A 19,594-nucleotide genomic window follows, 5' to 3' on the forward strand; every position below is an offset into this window, starting at 1 on the left:
CGCCGTAGTGCTGGATACTGCGGGCAGCCGCCTTTGGTGACCGGTGCCGGACGCGGTGAGCTGGAGGGGACGGTTCGCGTGAGCGAGATACCAGCGAGGCCCACGAAGTCGGAGGGCCCGTCGGACGACGCGCCACTCGGTGACGCGGTGTGGCAGAGCAGCCCGCCCGGCTCCATCTACGACTACATCAAGGTCGCGTCCTTCTCCATCGGCGCAGACGGGCTCGTCGACCAGTGGAGCCTGCGTGCGGAGCAACTGCTGGGCATCCCCGCCGAACACGCCGTCGGTACCGACCCCATCGACGCCTTCATCGACCCCGACCTGCGGGAGCGCGGCCAGCGGAAGATGGCCGAGATCCTCGACGGCCGGGAGTGGACCGGTGTGGTCCCCTTCCGCGCGCCGGACGCGGACAGCGGCTCCGGGACCGGGACGGGGACCCGTCGCGGAACACGCGGCCTCGCCGAGGTGTACGTCATGCCGACGCGGACGGAGGACGGCGAGAAGGCCGCCGTCTGCATCGTCGTCGACGTGCGCGTCCTGCGCAGCATCGAGACCGACCTCGCCGCCTCGCAGGCCATATTCGGCCAGTCTCCGTTCGGCTTCCTGCTGATCGACCCCGACCTCCGGGTGCGCCGCGCCAACCAGCGGTTCGCCTCCACCTTCGGCGGCACGCCCGACGACCACCGCGGCAAGGGCGTACACGACTATCTGCCGCGCGCCGAGGCCGACCGGGTCTCCGCGACCCTGCGCCGGGTGCTGGAGAGCGGCGACTCCATCACGGACATGCACGTCACGGGATTCGTGCCGGGTTCGGAGGAACGCCGCCACTGGTCGGTCAACCTCTACCGCGTCCACAGCGGTTCGGGCCGCCCCATCGGCGTCGCCTGGCTGGGAACCGACATCACCGCACGCCGCGCCGCCGCCCGCGAGGCCGCCGCCGCCCGCCGCAACCTCGCCCTGCTCAACGAGGCCGGCGCCCGCATCGGCAACTCCCTCGACCTGGAGACCACCGCCCGCGAACTCCTCGACGTCGTCGTCCCCGGCTTCTGCGACCTCGCCACCGTCGACCTCTACCAGGGCCTCCTGGTCGGCGACGAGACCCCGGCCGGCCTCGCCGACGGCTCCGCGGAGCTGCGCCGCGTCGCCTACTCCAGTGCCGTCTCCGACGCGCCCCTGCACGGCGCCGGCGAGCGCGTCCAGCTCGGCGCCGTCCACCACTACCCCTTCAACTCGCCCTGCGCGGACGCCCTGCGTACCGGCCGCCCGCGCACCGTCCCCGCCGAGGACGGCAGCCTCGTACAGTCCACGCTCGCCGTGCCGATGGTCGCCCACGACACGGTCGTCGGGCTCGCCCAGTTCGCCCGGACCAAGGGCAGCGAACCCTTCGGCGACCGGGACCGCGACCTCGCCGTGGAGCTGGCCGCGCGTGCCGCCGTCTGCATCGACAACGCCCGCCTCTACCGGCGCGAGCACGAACGCGCGCTGATACTGCAACGCTCACTCCTCCCGCCCGGCGACCCCGAGGCCTCCGGGCTCGACATCGCCTGCCGCTACCTGCCCGGCGAAGCGGCCACCGGCCGGGCCAGCGAGGTCGGCGGCGACTGGTTCGACGTCATCGAACTCCCCGGCCACCGCACCGCGCTGGTCGTCGGGGACGTCATGGGCCGCGGTCTGCGCGCTGCGGTCGCGATGGGCGAACTCCGCACCGCCGTCCGCACCCTGGCCCAGCTCGACCTCGAACCGGCCGAGGTGCTCTCCCAGCTGGACGAGATCGCGCGCGGCCTCGGCGCACCCGGAGGCGTCCAGCAGGCCACCCGGGCCGCCCGCCGCCCCCGCGAGGCCGACCTCTCCGAGGTCTACCTGGCGACCTGCGTGTACGCCGTCTACGACTCCGTGACCCGGCGTTGCACCTTCGCCAACGCCGGCCACCTGCCGCCCGTCCTGGTCGAGCCCGGCGAGTCCGCGCTGATGCTGGACGTGCCGCCCGGCCTGCCGCTCGGTGTCGGCGGGGAGCCGTTCGAGGAGGTGGAGGTCGAACTGCCCGAGGGCGCCCTGCTCGCCCTCTACACCGACGGCCTGGTCGAGAGCCGCGACCACCCCCTCGACGAGGGACTCCAGGCTTTCGTGGGCGCCCTCACCGACCCCACCCAGCCCTTGGAGGACGTCTGCGACCAGGTCCTCAACACCCTCGACAGCCACCACGGCGAGGACGACATCGCCCTGCTGATGGCCCGCGTCCAGGGCCTGCCCACGGAGTCCGTCGGCGACTGGACCCTGCCGCGTGAGCCGCGCAGCGTCGGCCGGGCCCGCGAGCTGGCCCGCGCACAGCTGCTCGACTGGGACATGGAACCGCTGGTCGACACGACGGAGCTGCTGGTCAGCGAACTCGTCACCAACGCGCTCCGGTACGGCGAGGGCGAGATCAGGCTCCGCCTGCTGCTCGACCGCACCCTGGTCTGCGAGGTCTGGGACTCCGGCCTGGTCCAGCCCCGCAGGCGCCGCGCCCGCGACACCGACGAGGGCGGCCGGGGCCTGCAACTGGTCGGGCTGCTCAGCGCGGCCTGGGGCTCCCGCCGTACGCCGCGGGGCAAGACGGTGTGGTTCGAACTGCCCCTGCCGGGCGGCGACACCCAGCTCACGGACCCGGCGGAGGCCCTGCTGAGCCTGTTCTGACCGCACCCCTGACCGCAACCGGAACACCGGTCCGGCTCGTCCCCGCAGGCACACGCTCGCAGCGTACGCGCGCCGCAGGGAGGGGACCCCCGTGGATCACACGGAACCGCAGACCACCGACCAGACACCCACCGACCCGAAACCCACCGACCCGTCAGCCGCCGAGGGCGATCAGCCCCTACAGGGGCCATCCGCACCCGACGACGAAAGCGGCACGAGCGGTGCGGGTGGGAAACCCAAGAGAAGAAGGCGGCTCCGCCGCATCACCCTCGCCGTCCTCCTGGTCCTGCTCCTCCCCCTCCTCACCGCCGAGACCGCCCTCCGCGTCAACTACATGGGCGACCCCGCCGACGGCACGTACACCAGGAACCGCGACGCGATCTGGCTCGGCCACGCCTGGGTCGACGGCCGCAAGGACGACGCCGACCTCGCCGCTTTCGCCCGCCGCGTCAAGACCACCGGCATCCGCGACCTGTACGTCCACACCGGCCCGATGGAGCACGACGGCACCCTGCCGAAGTCGCTGTACCCGAAGGCCCGCTGGCTGATCGACGGCGTGCACCGCGAACTGCCCGGCGTCCGCGTCCAGGCGTTCCTCGGCGACGTCCTCGCCACCGAGGGCCCCGACGGCATGCGCCTGGAGAAGGCCGCCACCCGCGCCGCCGTCGTCGACTCGGCCCGCCAGGTCCTCGACGCGGGCTACGAAGGCGTCCACCTCGACCTGGAGCCCATGCACTCCGGCGACCGGGACTTCCTCTCCCTCCTGGACGACGTACGCGCCGTCACCCGGGACCGGGACGCGCAGCTCTCCGTCGCCGCCCACCAGATCGACCCGCTCCCCGAACTGCACTCCGTCTTCGGCCTCTTCACCAAGCACCCCAAGTGGTGGTCGCAGGAGTTCTTCGGCCAGGTCGCCCGACGCGTCGACCAGATCGCCGTGATGTCGTACGACACCGCGCAGCCCCTGGAGGGCACCTACGGCGGCTACGTGGCCCAGCAGACCTCCCTCGCCCTGGAGGTCACGCCGCCCGCCACCCACCTGCTGATGGGCCTGCCCTTCTACCACGAGAGCAACTTCGACCACTGGGGCCACGCCGAGACCGTCGCCGCCGCCGTCCGCGGCGTCCGCCTCGGACTGTCCCGGACGGACGCCGACCGGGAACTGTTCGGAGTCGCCCCGTACATCGACTTCGCGGCGACCGAGAAGAACTGGGACGAATACCGCGAGGGCTGGGTCCGTCAGGACCCGTGATCTAGGACCGGCGCCGGATCTTGGAACCGAGCCAGACCAGCGGGTCGTACTTGCGGTCCACGGCCCGTTCCTTGAGGGGGATCAGCGCGTTGTCCGTGATCTTGATGCCCTCGGGGCAGACCTCCGTACAGCACTTGGTGATGTTGCAGTAGCCGAGGCCGTGCTCGTCCTGGGCCGTGCGCCCGCGGTCCAGGCCGGTGTCGTCGGCCGCGTCCAGCGGGTGCATGTCCAGTTCGGCGACGCGCATGAGGAACCGCGGACCCGCGAAGGCCGGCTTGTTCTCCTCGTGGTCACGCACCACATGGCAGGTGTCCTGGCACAGGAAGCACTCGATGCACTTGCGGAACTCCTGCGAGCGGTCCACGTCCTCCTGCGCCATCCGGTACTCGCCCGGCCCGAGGTCGGCGGGCGGGACGAAGGACGGGATCTCGCGGGCCTTGGTGTAGTTGAAGCCGACGTCCGTCACCAGGTCGCGGACGACGGGGAAGGCGCGCAGTGGCGTGACGGTGATCGTCTCCTCGCGGGTGAAGACGGACATCCGGGTCATGCACAGCAGCCGTGGCCGCCCGTTGACCTCCGCGGAGCACGAACCGCACTTGCCCGCCTTGCAGTTCCAGCGCACGGCGAGGTCGGGGGCCTGGGTGGCCTGGAGGCGGTGGATGATGTCGAGGACCACCTCGCCGTCGTTCACCTCGACCTCGAAGTCCTCCAGTGCGCCGCCCCCGACGTCACCGCGCCACACCTTGAAGCGGGCCTTGTAGCCGCTCATTCGGACCGCCCCTCCAGTTCCTCGTCGGCGAGGTACTTCACCAGCTCCTCCTTCTCGAAGAGGGCGAGCAGGTCGGGCCGGATCGGCTCGGTGGTCTGCCGTTCCAGGGTGATCTGGCCGCGCTCCGGGTCCGCCGCGCCCAGGCCGCCCGCCGGGTCGGCGAGCGAGCACAGCAGGTTGACCGGGCGCCACCGGCGGTCCATCGACGGGTGGTCCTCGCGGGTGTGCCCGCCGCGGGACTCGGTGCGTTCCAGCGCGGCCCGGGCCACGCACTCGCTGACCAGCAGCATGTTCCTGAGGTCCAGGGCGAGGTGCCAGCCGGGGTTGAACTGGCGGTGCCCCTCGACGCCCGCCCGGCGGGCCCGTACCCGCAGCTCGGCCAGTTTCTCCAGGGCCTGCTTCATCTCCGGCTCCCGCCGGATGATGCCCACCAGGTCGTTCATCGTCTGCTGGAGCTCCTGGTGGAGGGTGTACGGGTTCTCCGGCGGGCCGTCCTCGGGCGCCTCCGCCTCCGCGGAGAACGGCCGCAGCGCTTCGGCCGCGGCGGCGTCGACCTGGGGGTCGTCCACCCGCGGACGCGTCCCGGACGCGCTCCCCGCCGCGTACTCGGCGGCGTGCCGGCCCGCCCGGCGCCCGAAGACCAGCAGGTCGGAGAGGGAGTTGCCGCCCAGCCGGTTGGAGCCGTGCATGCCGCCGGCCACCTCACCGGCCGCGAACAGCCCCGGCACCCCGCGCGCGGCGGCCGTGTCGGAGTCGACCGCGATGCCGCCCATCACGTAGTGGCAGGTGGGCCCGACCTCCATCGCCTCGGCCGTGATGTCGACGTCGGCCAGCTCCTTGAACTGGTGGTACATGGAGGGCAGCCGGCGCCTGATCACCTCGGCGGGCATCCGGGTCGACACGTCCAGGAAGACCCCGCCGTGCGGGGAGCCCCGGCCCTCCTTGACCTCGGCGTTGATAGCGCGAGCGACCTCGTCGCGGGGGAGCAGCTCGGGCGGACGCCGGTTGTGGTCGGGGTCCTCGTACCAGCGGTCGCCCTCTTCCTCGGACTCGGCGTACTTCTCCTTGAAGACGTCCGGGACGTAGTCGAACATGAACCGCTTGCCGTCCGAGTTCCTGAGCACCCCGCCGTCGCCCCGCACCGACTCGGTGACGAGGATGCCCTTCACCGAGGGCGGCCAGACCATGCCCGTCGGGTGGAACTGCACGAACTCCATGTTCAGCAGGGGCGCTCCGGCGAGCAGCGCCAGGGAGTGGCCGTCCCCGGTGTACTCCCACGAGTTCGACGTCACCTTGAAGGACTTGCCGATCCCGCCGGTGGCGATCACCACCGAGGGCGCCTCCAGCACGAAGAAGCGGCCGGTCTCCCGCTCGTAGCCGAAGACGCCGGACACCTGGCGGCCGTCCTTGAGCACGCGGGTGACCGTGCACTCCTGGAAGACCCGGAGCCGGGACTCGTGGTCGCCGGTCTCCCGGAAGTCCTCCTGCTGGAGCGAGACGATCTTCTGCTGGAGGGTGCGGATCAGCTCCAGGCCGGTGCGGTCGCCGACGTGGGCGAGGCGCGGGTACTCGTGGCCGCCGAAGTTGCGCTGGGAGATCCGGCCGTCCTCGGTCCGGTCGAACAGCGCGCCCCAGGTCTCCAGCTCCCACACCCGCTGCGGCGCCTCCTGGGCGTGCAGCTCGGCCATCCGCCACTGGTTGAGGAACTTGCCGCCGCGCATGGTGTCGCGGAAGTGGACCTGCCAGTCGTCCCCGGAGTTGACGTTGCCCATGGCGGCCGCGATGCCACCCTCGGCCATCACGGTGTGCGCCTTGCCGAACAGCGACTTGCAGATCACGGCCGTACGGGCGCCCCGCTCGCGGGCCTCGACGGCGGCGCGCAGCCCGGCGCCGCCCGCGCCCACCACGACGACGTCCCATTGCTGCCGGTCGACCACGGACATCAGAAGGCCTCACTCATCGGAACTCGTCGGAACTCATCAGAAGAAGCGCGGATCGTCGAAGGCACCGGACGCGACGAGATACACGTAGAGGTCGGCGACCCCCACGCTCACCAGCGACGCCCACGCGAGCTGCATGTGCCGGGCGTTGAGCTTCCCGACCCACTGCCACATCCGGTAGCGCACGGGATGCCGGGAGAAGTGCTTGAGCTTGCCGCCGACGATGTGCCGGCAGGAGTGGCAGGACAGGGTGTACGCCCAGATCAGCACGATGTTGGCGAGGAACACCAGGGTGCCCAGACCCATGTGGCCCCACGCGTAGTCCTCGTCGCGGAAGGCGAGCACGGTGTCGTAGGTGAGGATCAGGGCGACCAGCAGCGCCGCGTAGAAGAAGTACCGGTGGACGTTCTGCAGGATGAGCGGGAAGCGGGTCTCGCCGGTGTACTTCTTGTGCGGCTCGGCCACGGCGCAGGCGGGCGGCGAGGCCCAGAAGCCCCGGTAGTAGGCCTTGCGGTAGTAGTAGCAGGTCAGGCGGAAGCCGAGCGGGAAGACCAGGATGATGATCGCGGGTGAGATGCCCCACCACCCGCCGAACAGCTCCCAGTTGGGCCCGCCGCGCATCGGCTCGCAGTTCTCCGCCAGGCAGGGGGAGTAGAAGGGCGAGACGTAGGGGGCCGCGTAGTAGTCCGCGTTGGCGAAGGCCCGCCAGGTCGAGTAGACGATGAAGGCCAGCAGGCCCGCGGCGGTGGCGGCCGGGGCCAGCCACCAGCGGTCGGTGCGCAGGTGCGGGGCGCGGATGGCGGCGCGCGTCGGGGTGTGGACGCCGCCGCCCCGGGGATGGGGGTCGGTGTCTGGAGGTTCGGTACCAGTGGCCACTGGGCGACTCCGGTCGTCGGGGCGGGTTCAGGGGGCGTGGCGGTCGCGGGCGCCCAGTCCCTCGTCGTCCGTGTCCGTCCACAGCGAGAGGTCGTACGGATCGTCGGAGATGGTGACGAGGTCGGGCCGCTTCGGCGCGCCCGGCGAGGCGGCGGCCTCCCGCAGCAGCGCGACGCTCTCGCGCAGGTGCTCGGCGTCGGTGCGGACCCGGCGCATCTCCAGGCCTCCGCTGCCGACCTGCTGTTCCAGGCGGCCCACCGAGCGGGACAGGTCGTCGAGGGTGTGCTGGATCCTTGTCAGTTCCTCGTGCACGGACATGACGTGACCTCACTTCCTTCGGCCGCGGCCAGGGGCCGGCCTTGGATGGCGACGTTCATGCGCCTGCGAGTGTTGCGCGTCACACCCGGCGGTGGGAAGGGATGTGCACCGATTGATCGAGGCGCGTGGATGCACTCCTGGGTCCGTTGCTCCACTCGGGTGGCCTTACTGGCCGTCGCCGCCGTGTCGCCCTCCGTTGCCGAATCCTTTCCCCTTCAGTGGCCACAGACCGGCTGAATACAAATGATCAACTCCAAATACCGCTAGAGCGATCACCGCGCCCGCGGCCTTCCGGAGGTAGCAGAGATGTCCCACGTCGGCGTCGGACCGCGCGCTGTGATGCGCTCGGTCGCCTTCCTCACCGCGGGCGCGCTCGCCGTCCCCGCGCTGGCCGCCTGCACCTCCGAGGAACCGAAGGGCAAGCCGCTCGCCGGGCAGGACACCGCCGCCGCGGCCCGCGCGCGGATCGCCGACGGCGCCACCCTGCGCTGGGCCGCGGACTCCGTGCCGGAGACCCTGAACGCCTTCCAGTCCGACGCCGACGCGACCACGACCCGCGTCGCGCAGGCCGTGCTGCCCTCGATGTACCGGATGGACGAGACCGGCCGCCCGGTCCGCAACCCGGACTACCTGGAGTCGGCCGAGGTCGTCGACACCGAGCCCAAACAGGTCGTCGTGTACAAGCTGAACCAGCAGGCGGTCTGGAGCGACGGCCGCGAGATCGGCGCCGCCGACTTCGCCGCCCAGTGGCGCGCCCTGTCCGGCAAGGACAGCGCGTACTGGACCGCCCGCAACGCCGGCTACGACCGCATCGAGAAGATCGAGCGCGGCGGCGACGACCTGGAGGTCAAGGTCACCTTCAGCCGGCCCTACGCCGACTGGAAGTCCCTGTTCACGCCGCTGTACCCGAAGGACGTCATGGGCACCCCCGACGCCTTCAACGACGGCGCGCGCCGCGAGCTGAAGACCACCGCAGGGCCCTTCGCGGTCAAGAAGGTCGACACCAAGGAGGACGAGGTCGTCCTCACCGGCAACCCCCGCTGGTGGGGCGAGCCGGCCAAGCTGAAGCAGATCGTCCTGCGCGCCGTCCCCCGCGAGAAGCGGGTCTCCCAGCTCGCGGCGGGCGAGCTCGACCTCGCGGAGATCGACCCGGACACGGCCGAGGAGGTCGCCGTGGCCGCCGGCCCCCGGGACGCCGGCACCGGCACCCCGCTGATGGGCCCGCAGGGCAGCCCCTCCGCGAGCCGGCAGGGCAGGTCCGCCGCGCAGGCGCTGCGCTCCTGGGCGCTCGCCAAGGGATCCGACGAGGACGACGCCGAGGAGGAGACCCTCGCCCGCGAGGAACGGGAGGAGGCGCTGGCCAAGCGGGAACGCAGGCAGCGTGCGCTGAGCGGCTTCGAGGTGCGCAAGTCCCTGGAGCCCGCCTACACCCAGCTCGCCCTCAACGGCGCCGACGGTCCCCTCGCCGACGAGCGCGTCCGCCGCGCCGTGGCCCGCGCCCTGGACCGGGGGAAGCTGGCCAAGGCGGTCCTGGGGCCGCTGGGATTGCCGGCCGAGCCGGTCGGCAGCCACATCGCGCTGGCCGGTCAGCCCGCCTACGCCGACGGCAGCGGCGCGCTCGGCGAGCAGAACGCCAAGGAGGCCAGGGCCCTGCTCGCGGACGCGGGATGGGTGCCCGGCGGCCCGGTGAAGAAGCGCAAGGAGGGCGAGAAGGCGGCCGGGGCCGAGGGCGACAAGGACGGCGACGGCAAGAAGTCCGAGGACGGCGACGACGACGGGACGTACATCGTCGGCGAGGACGAGAAGAACGACGGCAAGAACGAGGGCGGCGCCAGGAACGAGGACGCCGGCACCGACCAGGAGAGCGGCGAGAAGCACAGCAGCGGCAAGAACACCGCGCAGGGCGGCGCCCCCGGCGCCTACGCCCCCAAGGGCACCGCCGCCCCGGCCGCCGCCGAGGCCCCCGTCGCCAAGGACGGCAAGGCGCTCACCCTGCGTTTCGTGCTCCCCTCGGGACCCGGCTCCGACGCGCTGCGCACCGTCGCCGACCGCGTCTCGGACATGCTGGAGAGGATCGGCGTCGGCACCGACATCACCAAGGTGCCGGACGAGAGCTACTTCAAGGACCACATCGCCGCCGGCGAGTACGACCTGGCGCTCTACTCCTGGCCCGCCTCCGCCTTCCCCGCCACCGACGCCCGCCCCATCTACGCCAAGCCCGTCCCGGCCGCCGACGGCTCGCTGAACGTCGCGCAGAACTACACCCGGGTCGGCACCGACCAGGTCGACCAGCTCTTCGACCGGGCGATGGGCACGCTGGACGAGGGGGAGGCGCGGGACCTGCTGCGCAAGGCCGACTCGCGGATCTGGGCGGCGGCCGGCTCCATCCCGCTCTACCAGCGCCCCCAGCTGATCGCGGCCCGCAAGAACCTCGCCAACGCGGGCGCCTTCGGCTTCGAGACGCCGGTCTACCAGGACATGGGCTTCCTGAAGAAGGGCGCGAACGGCTCCCGGCCCTCGGCCACGCCCTCGTCCTGAGCCCGCCCTCACCCTCCCGGCAAGCTCCAGTGCCCGGGGCCCCGTACCATTGGGTGAGGCCGTGGCATGTACCGCCCGGCAGGCCCGCGTGACACGGACGTACGCGAGGGCCGTCCTCACACCCTCCGGGAGTACGCCTCATATGGCCACGCGCCACGACATCCGCAACGTCGCCATCGTCGCCCACGTCGACCACGGCAAGACCACCATCGTCGACGGCATGCTGAAGCAGGCCGGTGCCTTCGCCGCCCACCAGCTCGAGGGCGTCGACGACCGCATGATGGACTCGAACGACCTGGAGCGTGAGAAGGGCATCACGATCCTCGCCAAGAACACCGCGGTGAAGTACCACCCGAAGGACGGCGGGGACCCGATCACGATCAACATCATCGACACCCCCGGCCACGCCGACTTCGGCGGCGAGGTCGAGCGCGGTCTGTCGATGGTCGACGGCGTCGTCCTGCTCGTGGACGCCTCCGAGGGCCCGCTCCCGCAGACCCGCTTCGTGCTGCGCAAGGCGCTCAGCCAGCGGCTGCCGATCATCCTCTGCATCAACAAGACGGACCGCCCGGACGCCCGGATCGACGAGGTCGTCAACGAGACCTACGACCTCTTCCTGGACCTGGACGCGGACGAGGAGCAGATCGAGTTCCCGATCGTCTACGCCTGCGGCCGGGACGGCGTCGCCTCCCTGACCAAGCCCGACGACGGCACGGTCCCCTCGGACTCCACCAGCCTGGAGCCCTTCTTCTCGACGATCCTGGACTACATCCCGGCCCCGGTCTACGACGAGGCCGCCCCGCTCCAGGCGCACGTCACCAACCTGGACGCGGACAACTTCCTCGGCCGCATCGCCCTGCTGCGCGTGCACCAGGGCGAGCTGAAGAAGGGGCAGACCGTCGCCTGGATGAAGCGCGACGGCTCCGTGTCCAACGTGCGGATCTCCGAGCTGATGATGACGGAGGCCCTCACCCGCAAGCCCGCCGAGAAGGCCGGCCCGGGCGACATCTGCGCGGTCGCCGGTATCCCCGACATCATGATCGGCGAGACCCTGGCCGACCAGGAGAACCCGGTCCCGCTGCCCCTGATCACGGTGGACGAGCCCGCGATCTCCATGGTCATCGGCACCAACACCTCCCCGCTGGTCGGCCGCGGCGCCACCGGCAAGGGCGCGGACAACAAGGCGGCCGTCAAGGACCGCAAGGTCACCGCCCGCCAGGTCAAGGACCGCCTGGACCGCGAGCTGATCGGCAACGTCTCGCTCCGCGTCCTGGACACCGAGCGCCCGGACGCCTGGGAGGTGCAGGGCCGCGGTGAGCTGGCGCTGGCCATCCTGGTCGAGCAGATGCGCCGCGAGGGCTTCGAGCTGACCATCGGCAAGCCGCAGGTCGTCACCAAGGAGGTCGACGGCAAGACGCACGAGCCCGTCGAGCGCATGACGATCGACGTGCCCGAGGAGCACATGGGCGCCGTCACGCAGCTCATGGGCGTGCGCAAGGGCCGCATGGACAACATGTCCAACCACGGTTCGGGCTGGGTCCGCATGGAGTTCGTGGTGCCCTCCCGCGGTCTGATCGGATTCCGGACGGAGTTCCTCACCCAGACCCGCGGCACGGGTATCGCCCACTCCATCCACGAGGGCCACGAGCCCTGGTTCGGCACCCTGACGACCCGCAACAACGGCTCCCTGGTCGCCGACCGCTCCGGTGCCGTCACCGCGTTCGCGATGACGAACCTCCAGGAGCGCGGCGTGCTCTTCACCGACCCCGGCACCGAGGTGTACGAGGGCATGATCGTCGGCGAGAACTCCCGCGCCGACGACATGGACGTCAACATCACCAAGGAGAAGAAGCTCACCAACATGCGGTCGTCCTCGGCCGACTCGTTCGAGGCGATCGTCCCGCCGCGCAAGCTCTCCCTGGAGCAGTCCCTGGAGTTCTGCCGCGACGACGAGTGCGTCGAGGTGACCCCGGAGGCGGTCCGCATCCGCAAGGTGAACCTGGACGCCCGCGAGCGCGCCCGCGCCGCGAGCCGCGCCAAGCACGGCTGACCCTCCTGTAGCGAACGGCACCGGACACCACGGCTGACGTGGTGTCCGGTGCCGTTTCGTATGGCCGAAGAGAACAGTAGGGAAAACCCTCGATTTTGCCGCGGGCCGGCGCCGGGCGGTCCCGTCGGCACTAACCTGCGCGGGAGCACCCGGGGCATCGCGCTCAAGGACGAGGTCCGAGTCCGACGCGAGACAGAGCTGTCTGTCAGCTTGCACCTCTCCAGGGTCACGCGCAATCAATTTCCGTCGCGCGGACGTCCGTTATACGGACAGTGACTCCCGTTAGATGTGTAACAAGTCCGTTTCGCAGCGATCTCGCACCAAACCCTTTGTCCGGATTTTGAAAGATCTGGCCCCTATCTGTGATCGAACCGAGACCTCGAACCTGTGGTTCGTTAGCCGGAGGATGGCAGATAGTTAGGCGCGTAGAGCTCGGATAAACGGGTCACGCGCTGACGGGGCGCAGGCTCGCGAGCACGAGGACGCCAGGCGGTCTCCGGTCATCGGTGAGTGGCCGGGATGTGTCGCGTGCTCCTCTTTGCGGTGAACCAGCGGATTCATGAGGAGGAACCCATGCGAGGTGCCACAAGCGCCATATGGGTCGCATCGTTCCCGATGGCAGGTGTAGGCCCCGCGGGTGCGTTCCGTGCCGCCACGGTTGATGCGGCAGCGGCGAGGCGTCGCCAACTTCCTTGACGACGCGTGCCGTCGGTCGGTGGTTCCGACCGCGAGCCAGGGTTCTCCAGGGGGCGGTGCCGCCCCTGAGTCGTTGTTCTCCTCGCGCGCTGCGAAAGACGTACGCCGTGCGAAGGCCGTCGGGCCTCGTGCACTCCCGACGACCTCCAACCTGTGAAATGGACGAATCATGACGAGTCCAATCGAGATTGAGGGTGCTGAAGCCTCTTCCGTCTTGGACAAAGAGAGCGCGCCGCAGGGTGACGCCCCGGAGACCAAGGAGCCGGAAGGGCGCAAGCCCGGACAGTTGATGTGGGCGCGCTTCAAGCGCGACCGCGCCGGTGTGATCTCCGCCTTCGTCGTCCTGTTCTTCTTCGTGATCGCGGCGGCGGCTCCGCTGATCTCGATGGTGTACGGCAAGGACCCGTACACGCTCTACGGGCAGGACAACCCCGAGCTGCTGGACATGTTCACCATGCCCGCCGCGCCGTTCGGCGGCATCGACGGCGAGTTCTGGTTCGGTATCGAACCGGGCCTGGGCCGGGACGTGCTCACCCAGCTGCTGTACGGCATGCGCAACTCGATGGCCACGGCACTGGCCGCCACCCTTATCATGACGGTGCTGGGTGTCCTGATCGGTCTCGCCGGCGGCTACTTCGGCGGGAAGATCGACTACTGGCTCGGCCGGATCACCGACTTCTTCATGGCCCTGCCCAGCCAGCTGTTCTTCGTCGCGGCGATGCCCGTCATCACCACGGTGTTCGTCGCCCCGGACAAGGAGACGCCCACCTACGTGCGCGCCGCCGCGATCATCATCGTGCTGTCCTTCCTGGGATGGATGAGCATGGCCCGCATCGTCCGCGGCGCCACGATGTCCCTGCGCGACCGGGAGTTCATCGAGGCGGCGCGCATCTCCGGGGCCTCGCCCTGGCGCATCCTCCGCAAGGAACTGCTGCCCAACATCGTCACCCCGACGCTGGTACAGGCGACGCTCACGCTGCCGAGCACCATCCTCAGCATCGCGTTCCTGTCCTTCGTGGGCGTGGGGTACGTCGAGCCCACGCCGGACTGGGGGCGGATGTTCGCCATCGGCGCCGACATCGTCGAGCAGGATCCGTACTACATGCTCTTCCCCGGAGTGGCCATGGTGATCTTCATTGTGGCCTTCAACCTCCTCGGTGACTCGGTGCGGGACGCCTTCGATCCCAAGACGAACCGCTGAGATCCAGGGGATATCCCCCCACATCCTCGCCCGGCCGGTTCGGTGCCGCTCAGCCCGGCCCCGGCCATGTACCAGCAGTGCTCACTACTCACAGGCAGGTGGATTCGTCCCTATGAGCATCTTCCGTAACCGCACCGCCACGGCCGCCATAGTCGCGGTCGCCGCCGGCGCACTGACTCTCACCGCCTGCGGTGGTGGCAGCGACAGCTCCTCCAAGGACAACAGCAAGCAGAAGGAGGACGCCAAGTCGCAGTCGAAGCCGGTCAAGATCGGTGACGCCGCGGCGTCCACCGGTCCGGCTCCCGACGTCGAGGGCGCCAAGCCGGGCGGCGTCGCGACCGTCTACCAGGAGGCGGACTTCTCGCACCTGGACCCGGGTCAGATCTACGTCTCGGACGGCAAGCTGCTCAGCCGCCTCATCTTCCGCGGCCTGACCCAGTACGACGAGGACGAGAACGGCAACCTGACCGTCGTGGGCGACCTCGCCACCGACGCGGGCAAGTCCTCCGAGGGCGGCAAGACCTGGACGTACACCCTGAAGGACAACCTGAAGGACGCGAACGGGAACCCGATCAACGCCGCGGACATCCGCAACACGGTCGAGCGCCTGTACTCGAACTACATCACCGACGGCCCGACCTACCTCCAGCAGTGGCTGTCCGGTGACGGCACCACCTACCGCGACGCCTACGCGGGTCCGGACAAGGGCAAGCACCTGCCCGACACCGTCCTGGAGACGCCGGACGACAAGACGATCGTCTTCCACTTCAAGGAAGCCCGCCCGGACGTCCCGCAGATGCTGACCATGCCCGGTTACAGCGTCGTGCCGGAGGAGACGGACACCAAGGCGAAGTACGACTCCGCCCCCGTCGCCGTCGGCCCGTACAAGATCGCCGACTTCAAGCCGGGCAAGTCGATGAAGCTGGTCAAGAACACCCAGTGGGACCCCAAGTCCGACTCGGTGCGCCACCAGTACGTCGACGGGTTCAACATCTCGATGAACCACGACGACGAGGACCAGACCAAGACCCTCCTCGCCGACCAGGGCGAGGCCAAGAACGCGATGATGTTCACGGGCCAGGTCGCCACCACCCAGCTCCAGAAGGTCGTCGGCGACAAGCAGGCGATGCAGAACCGCACGATCCAGGGCTACGCCCCCTACGTGTGGCAGCTCAACTTCAACCTGGACCGCATCAAGGACAAGAAGCTCCGTGACGCGATCACCCTGGCACTGCCCTCCGACTCGGTCTTCAAGGCCGACGGTGGAGCCTACGGCGGTGAGGTCGCCAACTCCCTGATGTCGCCCACGACCCCGGGCTACGACGGCGAGTTCGACCCGTTCAACCGCGCCAAGAAGCCGAACGGTGACATCGAGGCCGCCAAGAAGCTGATCAAGGAGGGCGGCTTCGAGGGCAAGAGCCTCGTCTACGCCTACGGCAACACGCCCACCCGCCAGAAGCAGGCCGTCCTGATCGCCACCGCGCTGGAGAAGATCGGTCTCGACATCCAGAAGAAGGAGATCGACTCCGCCACCTGGTACGAGCAGGTCGGCAAGGTCAAGAACGGCTACGACCTCTACATGACCGGCTGGGGCCAGGACTGGCCGTCCGCCTCCACGGTCATCCCGCCGGTGTACGACGGTACGCAGATCCAGGACGGCGCGTCGAACTACTCGCACATCAACGACGACCACGTCAACTCCGAGATCAAGCGCATCCAGAAGATCGCCGAGCCGGCGGAGGCCACGAAGGCCTGGGCCGAGCTGAACGAGTACATCTCCAAGGAAGTCAACCCGGCCGCCCCGATCTACTACACCAAGGTCTTCCAGATCTTCGGTTCGAACATCGGCGGCATCCGCTACAGCTCGGACTCGAGCTACGTGGACGTGACCCGGGTCTTCCTCAAGAAGTAGTCCGTTCGGTCGGGAAACCGGTGGGGGCGCGCGGCGGAGCGCCCCCACCGGGCCCGGATTCCTTTAGACCTCCCCATCCGACTGCCGCAGTCCTGAGAGCAGCTGTCTGCCATGCTTCAATTCCTCATTCGCCGGTCCTTCGGCGCGGTGCTGATCCTGGTGTTGATCAGTGCCTTCACCTTCTTCATGTTCTTCGCGATCCCGCAGGACCCGGCCCTGCTGGCGTGTGGCAAGAACTGCACTCCGGACGCGCTGGACGTCATTCACAAGAACCTCGGCCTCGACAAGCCGGTCACCGTCCAGTACTGGAACTTCCTGATCGGCATCTTCGCCGGCCGTGACTTCGCCGTCGGACACTGCGCTGCCCCGTGCTTCGGCGTCTCCTTCGCGAACAACCAGAACGTCTGGGACACGATCATGGACCGCTTCCCGCTGACGGTCTCGCTGACCGTCGGAAGCCTCGTGGTCTTCCTCATCGTCGGCCTCGGCGCCGGTCTGCTGGCCGCCAGGAACCGCGGTACGTGGATCGACAAGGTGTTCAGCTCCGGTTCGCTGGTCATCAGCTCCCTTCAGATCTACTTCCTCGGCCCGCTCGTGCTGCTGGCCCTGGTCTACAGCACCGGCTGGCTGGAGAAGCCGAAGTACGTGCCGATCTCGGAGGACGCCGCAGGGTGGTTCGCGGGTCTGCTGATCCCATGGCTCGTCATGGCGACCATCTTCACCGCCAACTACACCCGCATGAGCCGCTCGTCGATGATCGAGCAGCTACAGGAAGAACACGTGAAGGCGGCCCGCGCCAAGGGCATGTCGGGCAACTACACCTTCTTCCGCTACGCGTGGCGCGGCTCGCTCGTCCCCATCGTCACCATCCTCGGTATCGACCTGTCCGCGCTGATGGGCGGCGGCATGGTGACGGAGATGACGTTCGGCCTCGCCGGGATCGGCCGGCTCGCGCTGGAATCCGTCATCAACAAGGACCTGCCGATGCTGATGGGCGTCATGCTGATCAGCGCCGCGCTCATCATCGTCTTCAACCTGATCGTGGACGCCCTGTACGCCGTCATCGACCCGCGCGTGCGCCTGTCCTAGGAGAACCACCGTGACCACTCAGACCAAGCCCGAAGAGGCCCCGGCCGCCGCCGCGGGGGACGCGTTTCTCTCGGTGCGCGACCTCAAGGTCCACTTCTCCACCGAGGGCGGCGTCGTCAAGGCCGTGGACGGACTCTCCTTCGACCTTCAGCGCGGCAAGACCCTCGGCATCGTGGGCGAGTCCGGCTCCGGCAAGTCGGTGACCAACCTGGCCGTCCTCGGCCTGCACGACCGCCGGAAGACCGCCATCGACGGCTCGATCACCCTGGACGGCCAGGAGCTGACCGACGCCAGTGAGAAGCAGCTGGAGAAGCTGCGCGGCAAGAAGATGGCGATGATCTTCCAGGACGCGCTCACCGCGCTGTCGCCGTACTACACGGTCGGCCGGCAGATCGGCGAGCCGTTCATGAAGCACAACGGCGCGTCCAAGCGGGACGCCCGGGTGCGCGCCATCGACCTGCTCCAGAAGGTCGGCATCCCGAGTCCGGAGAAGCGGGTCGACGACTACCCGCACCAGTTCTCCGGCGGTATGCGGCAGCGCGCCATGATCGCCATGGCGCTCTCCTGCAACCCGGACCTGCTGATCGCCGACGAGCCGACCACGGCCCTCGACGTCACGGTGCAGGCGCAGATCCTCGACCTGCTCAAGGACCTCCAGCAGGAGTTCGGCTCCGCGATCATCATGATCACCCACGACCTCGGCGTGGTCGGCAACATGGCCGACGACATCCTGGTCATGTACGCGGGCCGGGCCGTCGAGCGCGGCACGGTGCGCGAGGTGCTCAAGGCGCCGCAGCACCCGTACACCTGGGGTCTGCTGGGATCGATGCCGAGTCTCTCCTCGGACATCGACGAGCCGCTGATGCCGATCCCGGGATCGCCGCCCTCGCTGATGAACCCGCCCTCGGGATGTGCCTTCCACCCGCGGTGCGGCTTCACCGACCTGGTCTCCGGCACCCGGTGCTCCGGTGAGCGTCCGGTGCTCCCCGGGGGCCGCGCCGCCGCCTGTCACCTGACGGGAGACCAGCGGCAGCAGGTGTTCATCGAGAAGATTCAGCCCCGGCTGGGCTGAGCGGAAACCGGCGACTGGGGCATCACCATGAGCGACAACACCAAGACCACCACGGCGGTGGCCGACTCGTTCCCGCAGCAGCGGGACGGCGACACCGCGCCGCTTCTCCAGGTCAGGGGCCTGACGAAACACTTCCCCATCAAGGGCGGCTTCCCGATCAAACGCACCGTCGGCCACGTCAAGGCCGTCGACGGCGTCGACTTCGAGGTCTACCCCGGGGAGAGCCTGGGCCTCGTCGGCGAGTCCGGCTGCGGCAAGTCGACCACCGGCCGGCTGCTGACCCGTCTCTACGAGCCCACGCAGGGCACGATCGAGTACAAGGGCCAGGACATCACCCGCGCCAACCGGCGGCAGCTGGCGCCGATCCGGTCCGAGATCCAGATGATCTTCCAGGACCCGTACGCGTCGCTGAACCCGCGGCAGACCGTGGGCACGATCATCTCCGGCCCGATGGAGATCAACGGGATCAACCCGCCCGGCGGCCGGGAGAAGCGCGTCCGCGAGCTCCTGGAGATCGTCGGTCTCAACCCGGAGCACTACAACCGCTTCCCGCACGAGTTCTCCGGCGGTCAGCGCCAGCGCATCGGCGTCGCGCGCGCCGTCGCCCTCGAGCCGAAGCTCATCGTCGCCGACGAGCCGGTCTCGGCCCTCGACGTGTCGATCCAGGCCCAGGTGGTCAACCTGCTGCAGGAAGTGCAGCGGGAGATGGGCATCGCGTTCGTGTTCATCGCCCACGACCTGGCGATCGTGCGGCACTTCTCGCAGCGCGTCGCGGTGATGTACCTCGGCAAGGTCGTGGAGATCGCGGACCGCGACTCGCTCTACAACCGGCCCCGCCACCCGTACACGCACGCCCTGCTGTCGGCGGTGCCGGAGGTCGACCTCGACGCGGAGAAGCGGGAGCGGATCCGCCTGCAGGGCGACGTGCCCTCGCCGGTCGCCCCGCCGTCCGGCTGCCGGTTCCGCACCCGGTGCTGGAAGGCGCAGGACAAGTGCGCCACCGAGGAGCCGCCGCTGGTGCAGCTCTCCGGCAACCGCGCGGGCCACCTGACGGCCTGCCACTTCCCGGAGGAGCCCACGACCGAGGCCAGGGACGTGGACATCGTCATGGACCCGGGTCTGAAGGCGCTGGAGGACGACGCCGACGGCGGAACGACGCTCACCAAGAGCTGAACCGACGACAGAGGCGGGGACGGGAGCATCACTTC

The 19,594-nt window shown here is 69.5% G+C and carries 13 protein-coding genes; 9 read left to right on the forward strand and 4 right to left on the reverse strand.

Features of this window, described 5'->3' with window-relative positions; genetic code table 11:
- Window positions 1–78: 78 nt before the first annotated feature.
- Window positions 79–2,673 (forward strand): SpoIIE family protein phosphatase, encoded by a 2,595-nt coding sequence (locus OIE75_RS24435; protein WP_307014950.1) that lies wholly within the window; start codon window positions 79–81, stop codon window positions 2,671–2,673.
- A gap of 91 nt (window positions 2,674–2,764) precedes the next feature.
- Complete coding sequence (locus OIE75_RS24440; RefSeq protein WP_329472141.1) at window positions 2,765–3,925, forward strand: glycoside hydrolase family 18 protein; 1,161 nt, start codon at window positions 2,765–2,767, stop codon at window positions 3,923–3,925.
- Window position 3,926: 1 nt separating this feature from the next.
- On the opposite strand, the gene OIE75_RS24445 is transcribed toward OIE75_RS24440, so the two are convergent.
- From OIE75_RS24445 to OIE75_RS24460, 4 genes are read right to left on the reverse strand one after another with little or no spacing between them, the layout of a single operon-like run.
- Complete coding sequence (locus OIE75_RS24445) at window positions 3,927–4,694, reverse strand: succinate dehydrogenase/fumarate reductase iron-sulfur subunit (RefSeq protein ID WP_307014952.1); 768 nt, start codon at window positions 4,692–4,694, stop codon at window positions 3,927–3,929.
- On the reverse strand, window positions 4,691–6,637 hold the full coding sequence (locus tag OIE75_RS24450; RefSeq protein ID WP_329472142.1) for a fumarate reductase/succinate dehydrogenase flavoprotein subunit: 1,947 nt from the start codon (window positions 6,635–6,637) through the stop codon (window positions 4,691–4,693). Before OIE75_RS24450 ends, OIE75_RS24445 begins: the two co-directional genes overlap by 4 nt.
- Before the next feature lie 36 nt (window positions 6,638–6,673).
- Window positions 6,674–7,510 (reverse strand): hypothetical protein, encoded by an 837-nt coding sequence (locus OIE75_RS24455; protein WP_307014954.1) that lies wholly within the window; start codon window positions 7,508–7,510, stop codon window positions 6,674–6,676.
- 27 nt (window positions 7,511–7,537) lie between these two features.
- Complete coding sequence (locus OIE75_RS24460; RefSeq protein WP_307014955.1) at window positions 7,538–7,828, reverse strand: hypothetical protein; 291 nt, start codon at window positions 7,826–7,828, stop codon at window positions 7,538–7,540.
- A 306-nt stretch (window positions 7,829–8,134) separates the two neighbouring features.
- Here OIE75_RS24460 and OIE75_RS24465 point away from each other — a divergent pair, with 306 nt between their 5' ends.
- The 7 genes from OIE75_RS24465 (at window position 8,135) to OIE75_RS24495 (ending at window position 19,559) form a co-directional block, all read left to right on the forward strand.
- Complete coding sequence (locus tag OIE75_RS24465; protein WP_329472143.1) at window positions 8,135–10,366, forward strand: ABC transporter family substrate-binding protein; 2,232 nt, start codon at window positions 8,135–8,137, stop codon at window positions 10,364–10,366.
- A gap of 142 nt (window positions 10,367–10,508) precedes the next feature.
- Window positions 10,509–12,416 (forward strand): translational GTPase TypA, encoded by a 1,908-nt coding sequence (typA, locus tag OIE75_RS24470; protein WP_307014957.1) that lies wholly within the window; start codon window positions 10,509–10,511, stop codon window positions 12,414–12,416.
- Between the two features lie 865 nt (window positions 12,417–13,281).
- Complete coding sequence (locus OIE75_RS24475; protein WP_307014958.1) at window positions 13,282–14,313, forward strand: ABC transporter permease; 1,032 nt, start codon at window positions 13,282–13,284, stop codon at window positions 14,311–14,313.
- A 112-nt stretch (window positions 14,314–14,425) separates the two neighbouring features.
- Window positions 14,426–16,225: an ABC transporter substrate-binding protein gene (locus tag OIE75_RS24480; RefSeq protein WP_307014959.1), complete on the forward strand. Its 1,800-nt coding sequence runs from the start codon at window positions 14,426–14,428 to the stop codon at window positions 16,223–16,225.
- 111 nt (window positions 16,226–16,336) lie between these two features.
- Entirely contained in the window at window positions 16,337–17,314 is a 978-nt protein-coding gene (locus tag OIE75_RS24485; protein ID WP_307014960.1) for an ABC transporter permease, read from the forward strand.
- Between the two features lie 10 nt (window positions 17,315–17,324).
- A complete protein-coding gene (locus tag OIE75_RS24490; RefSeq protein ID WP_329472144.1) occupies window positions 17,325–18,386 on the forward strand; it encodes an ABC transporter ATP-binding protein in 1,062 nt (353 codons plus the stop codon).
- A gap of 27 nt (window positions 18,387–18,413) precedes the next feature.
- Window positions 18,414–19,559 carry an ABC transporter ATP-binding protein gene (locus OIE75_RS24495; protein ID WP_329472145.1) on the forward strand — a complete coding sequence of 382 codons (1,146 nt, stop codon included), beginning with the start codon at window positions 18,414–18,416 and terminating at the stop codon, window positions 19,557–19,559.
- The last annotated feature ends 35 nt before the right edge of the window (window positions 19,560–19,594 follow it).

Source organism: Streptomyces sp. NBC_01723, from assembly GCF_036246005.1.
Taxonomy (GTDB): Bacteria; Actinomycetota; Actinomycetes; order Streptomycetales; family Streptomycetaceae; genus Streptomyces.

Coding starts and splice junctions, on each gene's coding strand:
- OIE75_RS24475 (WP_307014958.1), top strand. CDS start 13,282: ATGACGAGTCCAATCGAGATTGAGGGTGCTGAAGCCTCTTCCGTCTTG.
- OIE75_RS24495 (WP_329472145.1), top strand. CDS start 18,414: ATGAGCGACAACACCAAGACCACCACGGCGGTGGCCGACTCGTTCCCG.
- OIE75_RS24445 (WP_307014952.1), bottom strand. CDS start 4,694: ATGAGCGGCTACAAGGCCCGCTTCAAGGTGTGGCGCGGTGACGTCGGG.
- OIE75_RS24485 (WP_307014960.1), top strand. CDS start 16,337: ATGCTTCAATTCCTCATTCGCCGGTCCTTCGGCGCGGTGCTGATCCTG.
- typA (WP_307014957.1), top strand. CDS start 10,509: ATGGCCACGCGCCACGACATCCGCAACGTCGCCATCGTCGCCCACGTC.
- OIE75_RS24460 (WP_307014955.1), bottom strand. CDS start 7,828: ATGTCCGTGCACGAGGAACTGACAAGGATCCAGCACACCCTCGACGAC.
- OIE75_RS24465 (WP_329472143.1), top strand. CDS start 8,135: ATGTCCCACGTCGGCGTCGGACCGCGCGCTGTGATGCGCTCGGTCGCC.
- OIE75_RS24480 (WP_307014959.1), top strand. CDS start 14,426: ATGAGCATCTTCCGTAACCGCACCGCCACGGCCGCCATAGTCGCGGTC.
- OIE75_RS24450 (WP_329472142.1), bottom strand. CDS start 6,637: ATGTCCGTGGTCGACCGGCAGCAATGGGACGTCGTCGTGGTGGGCGCG.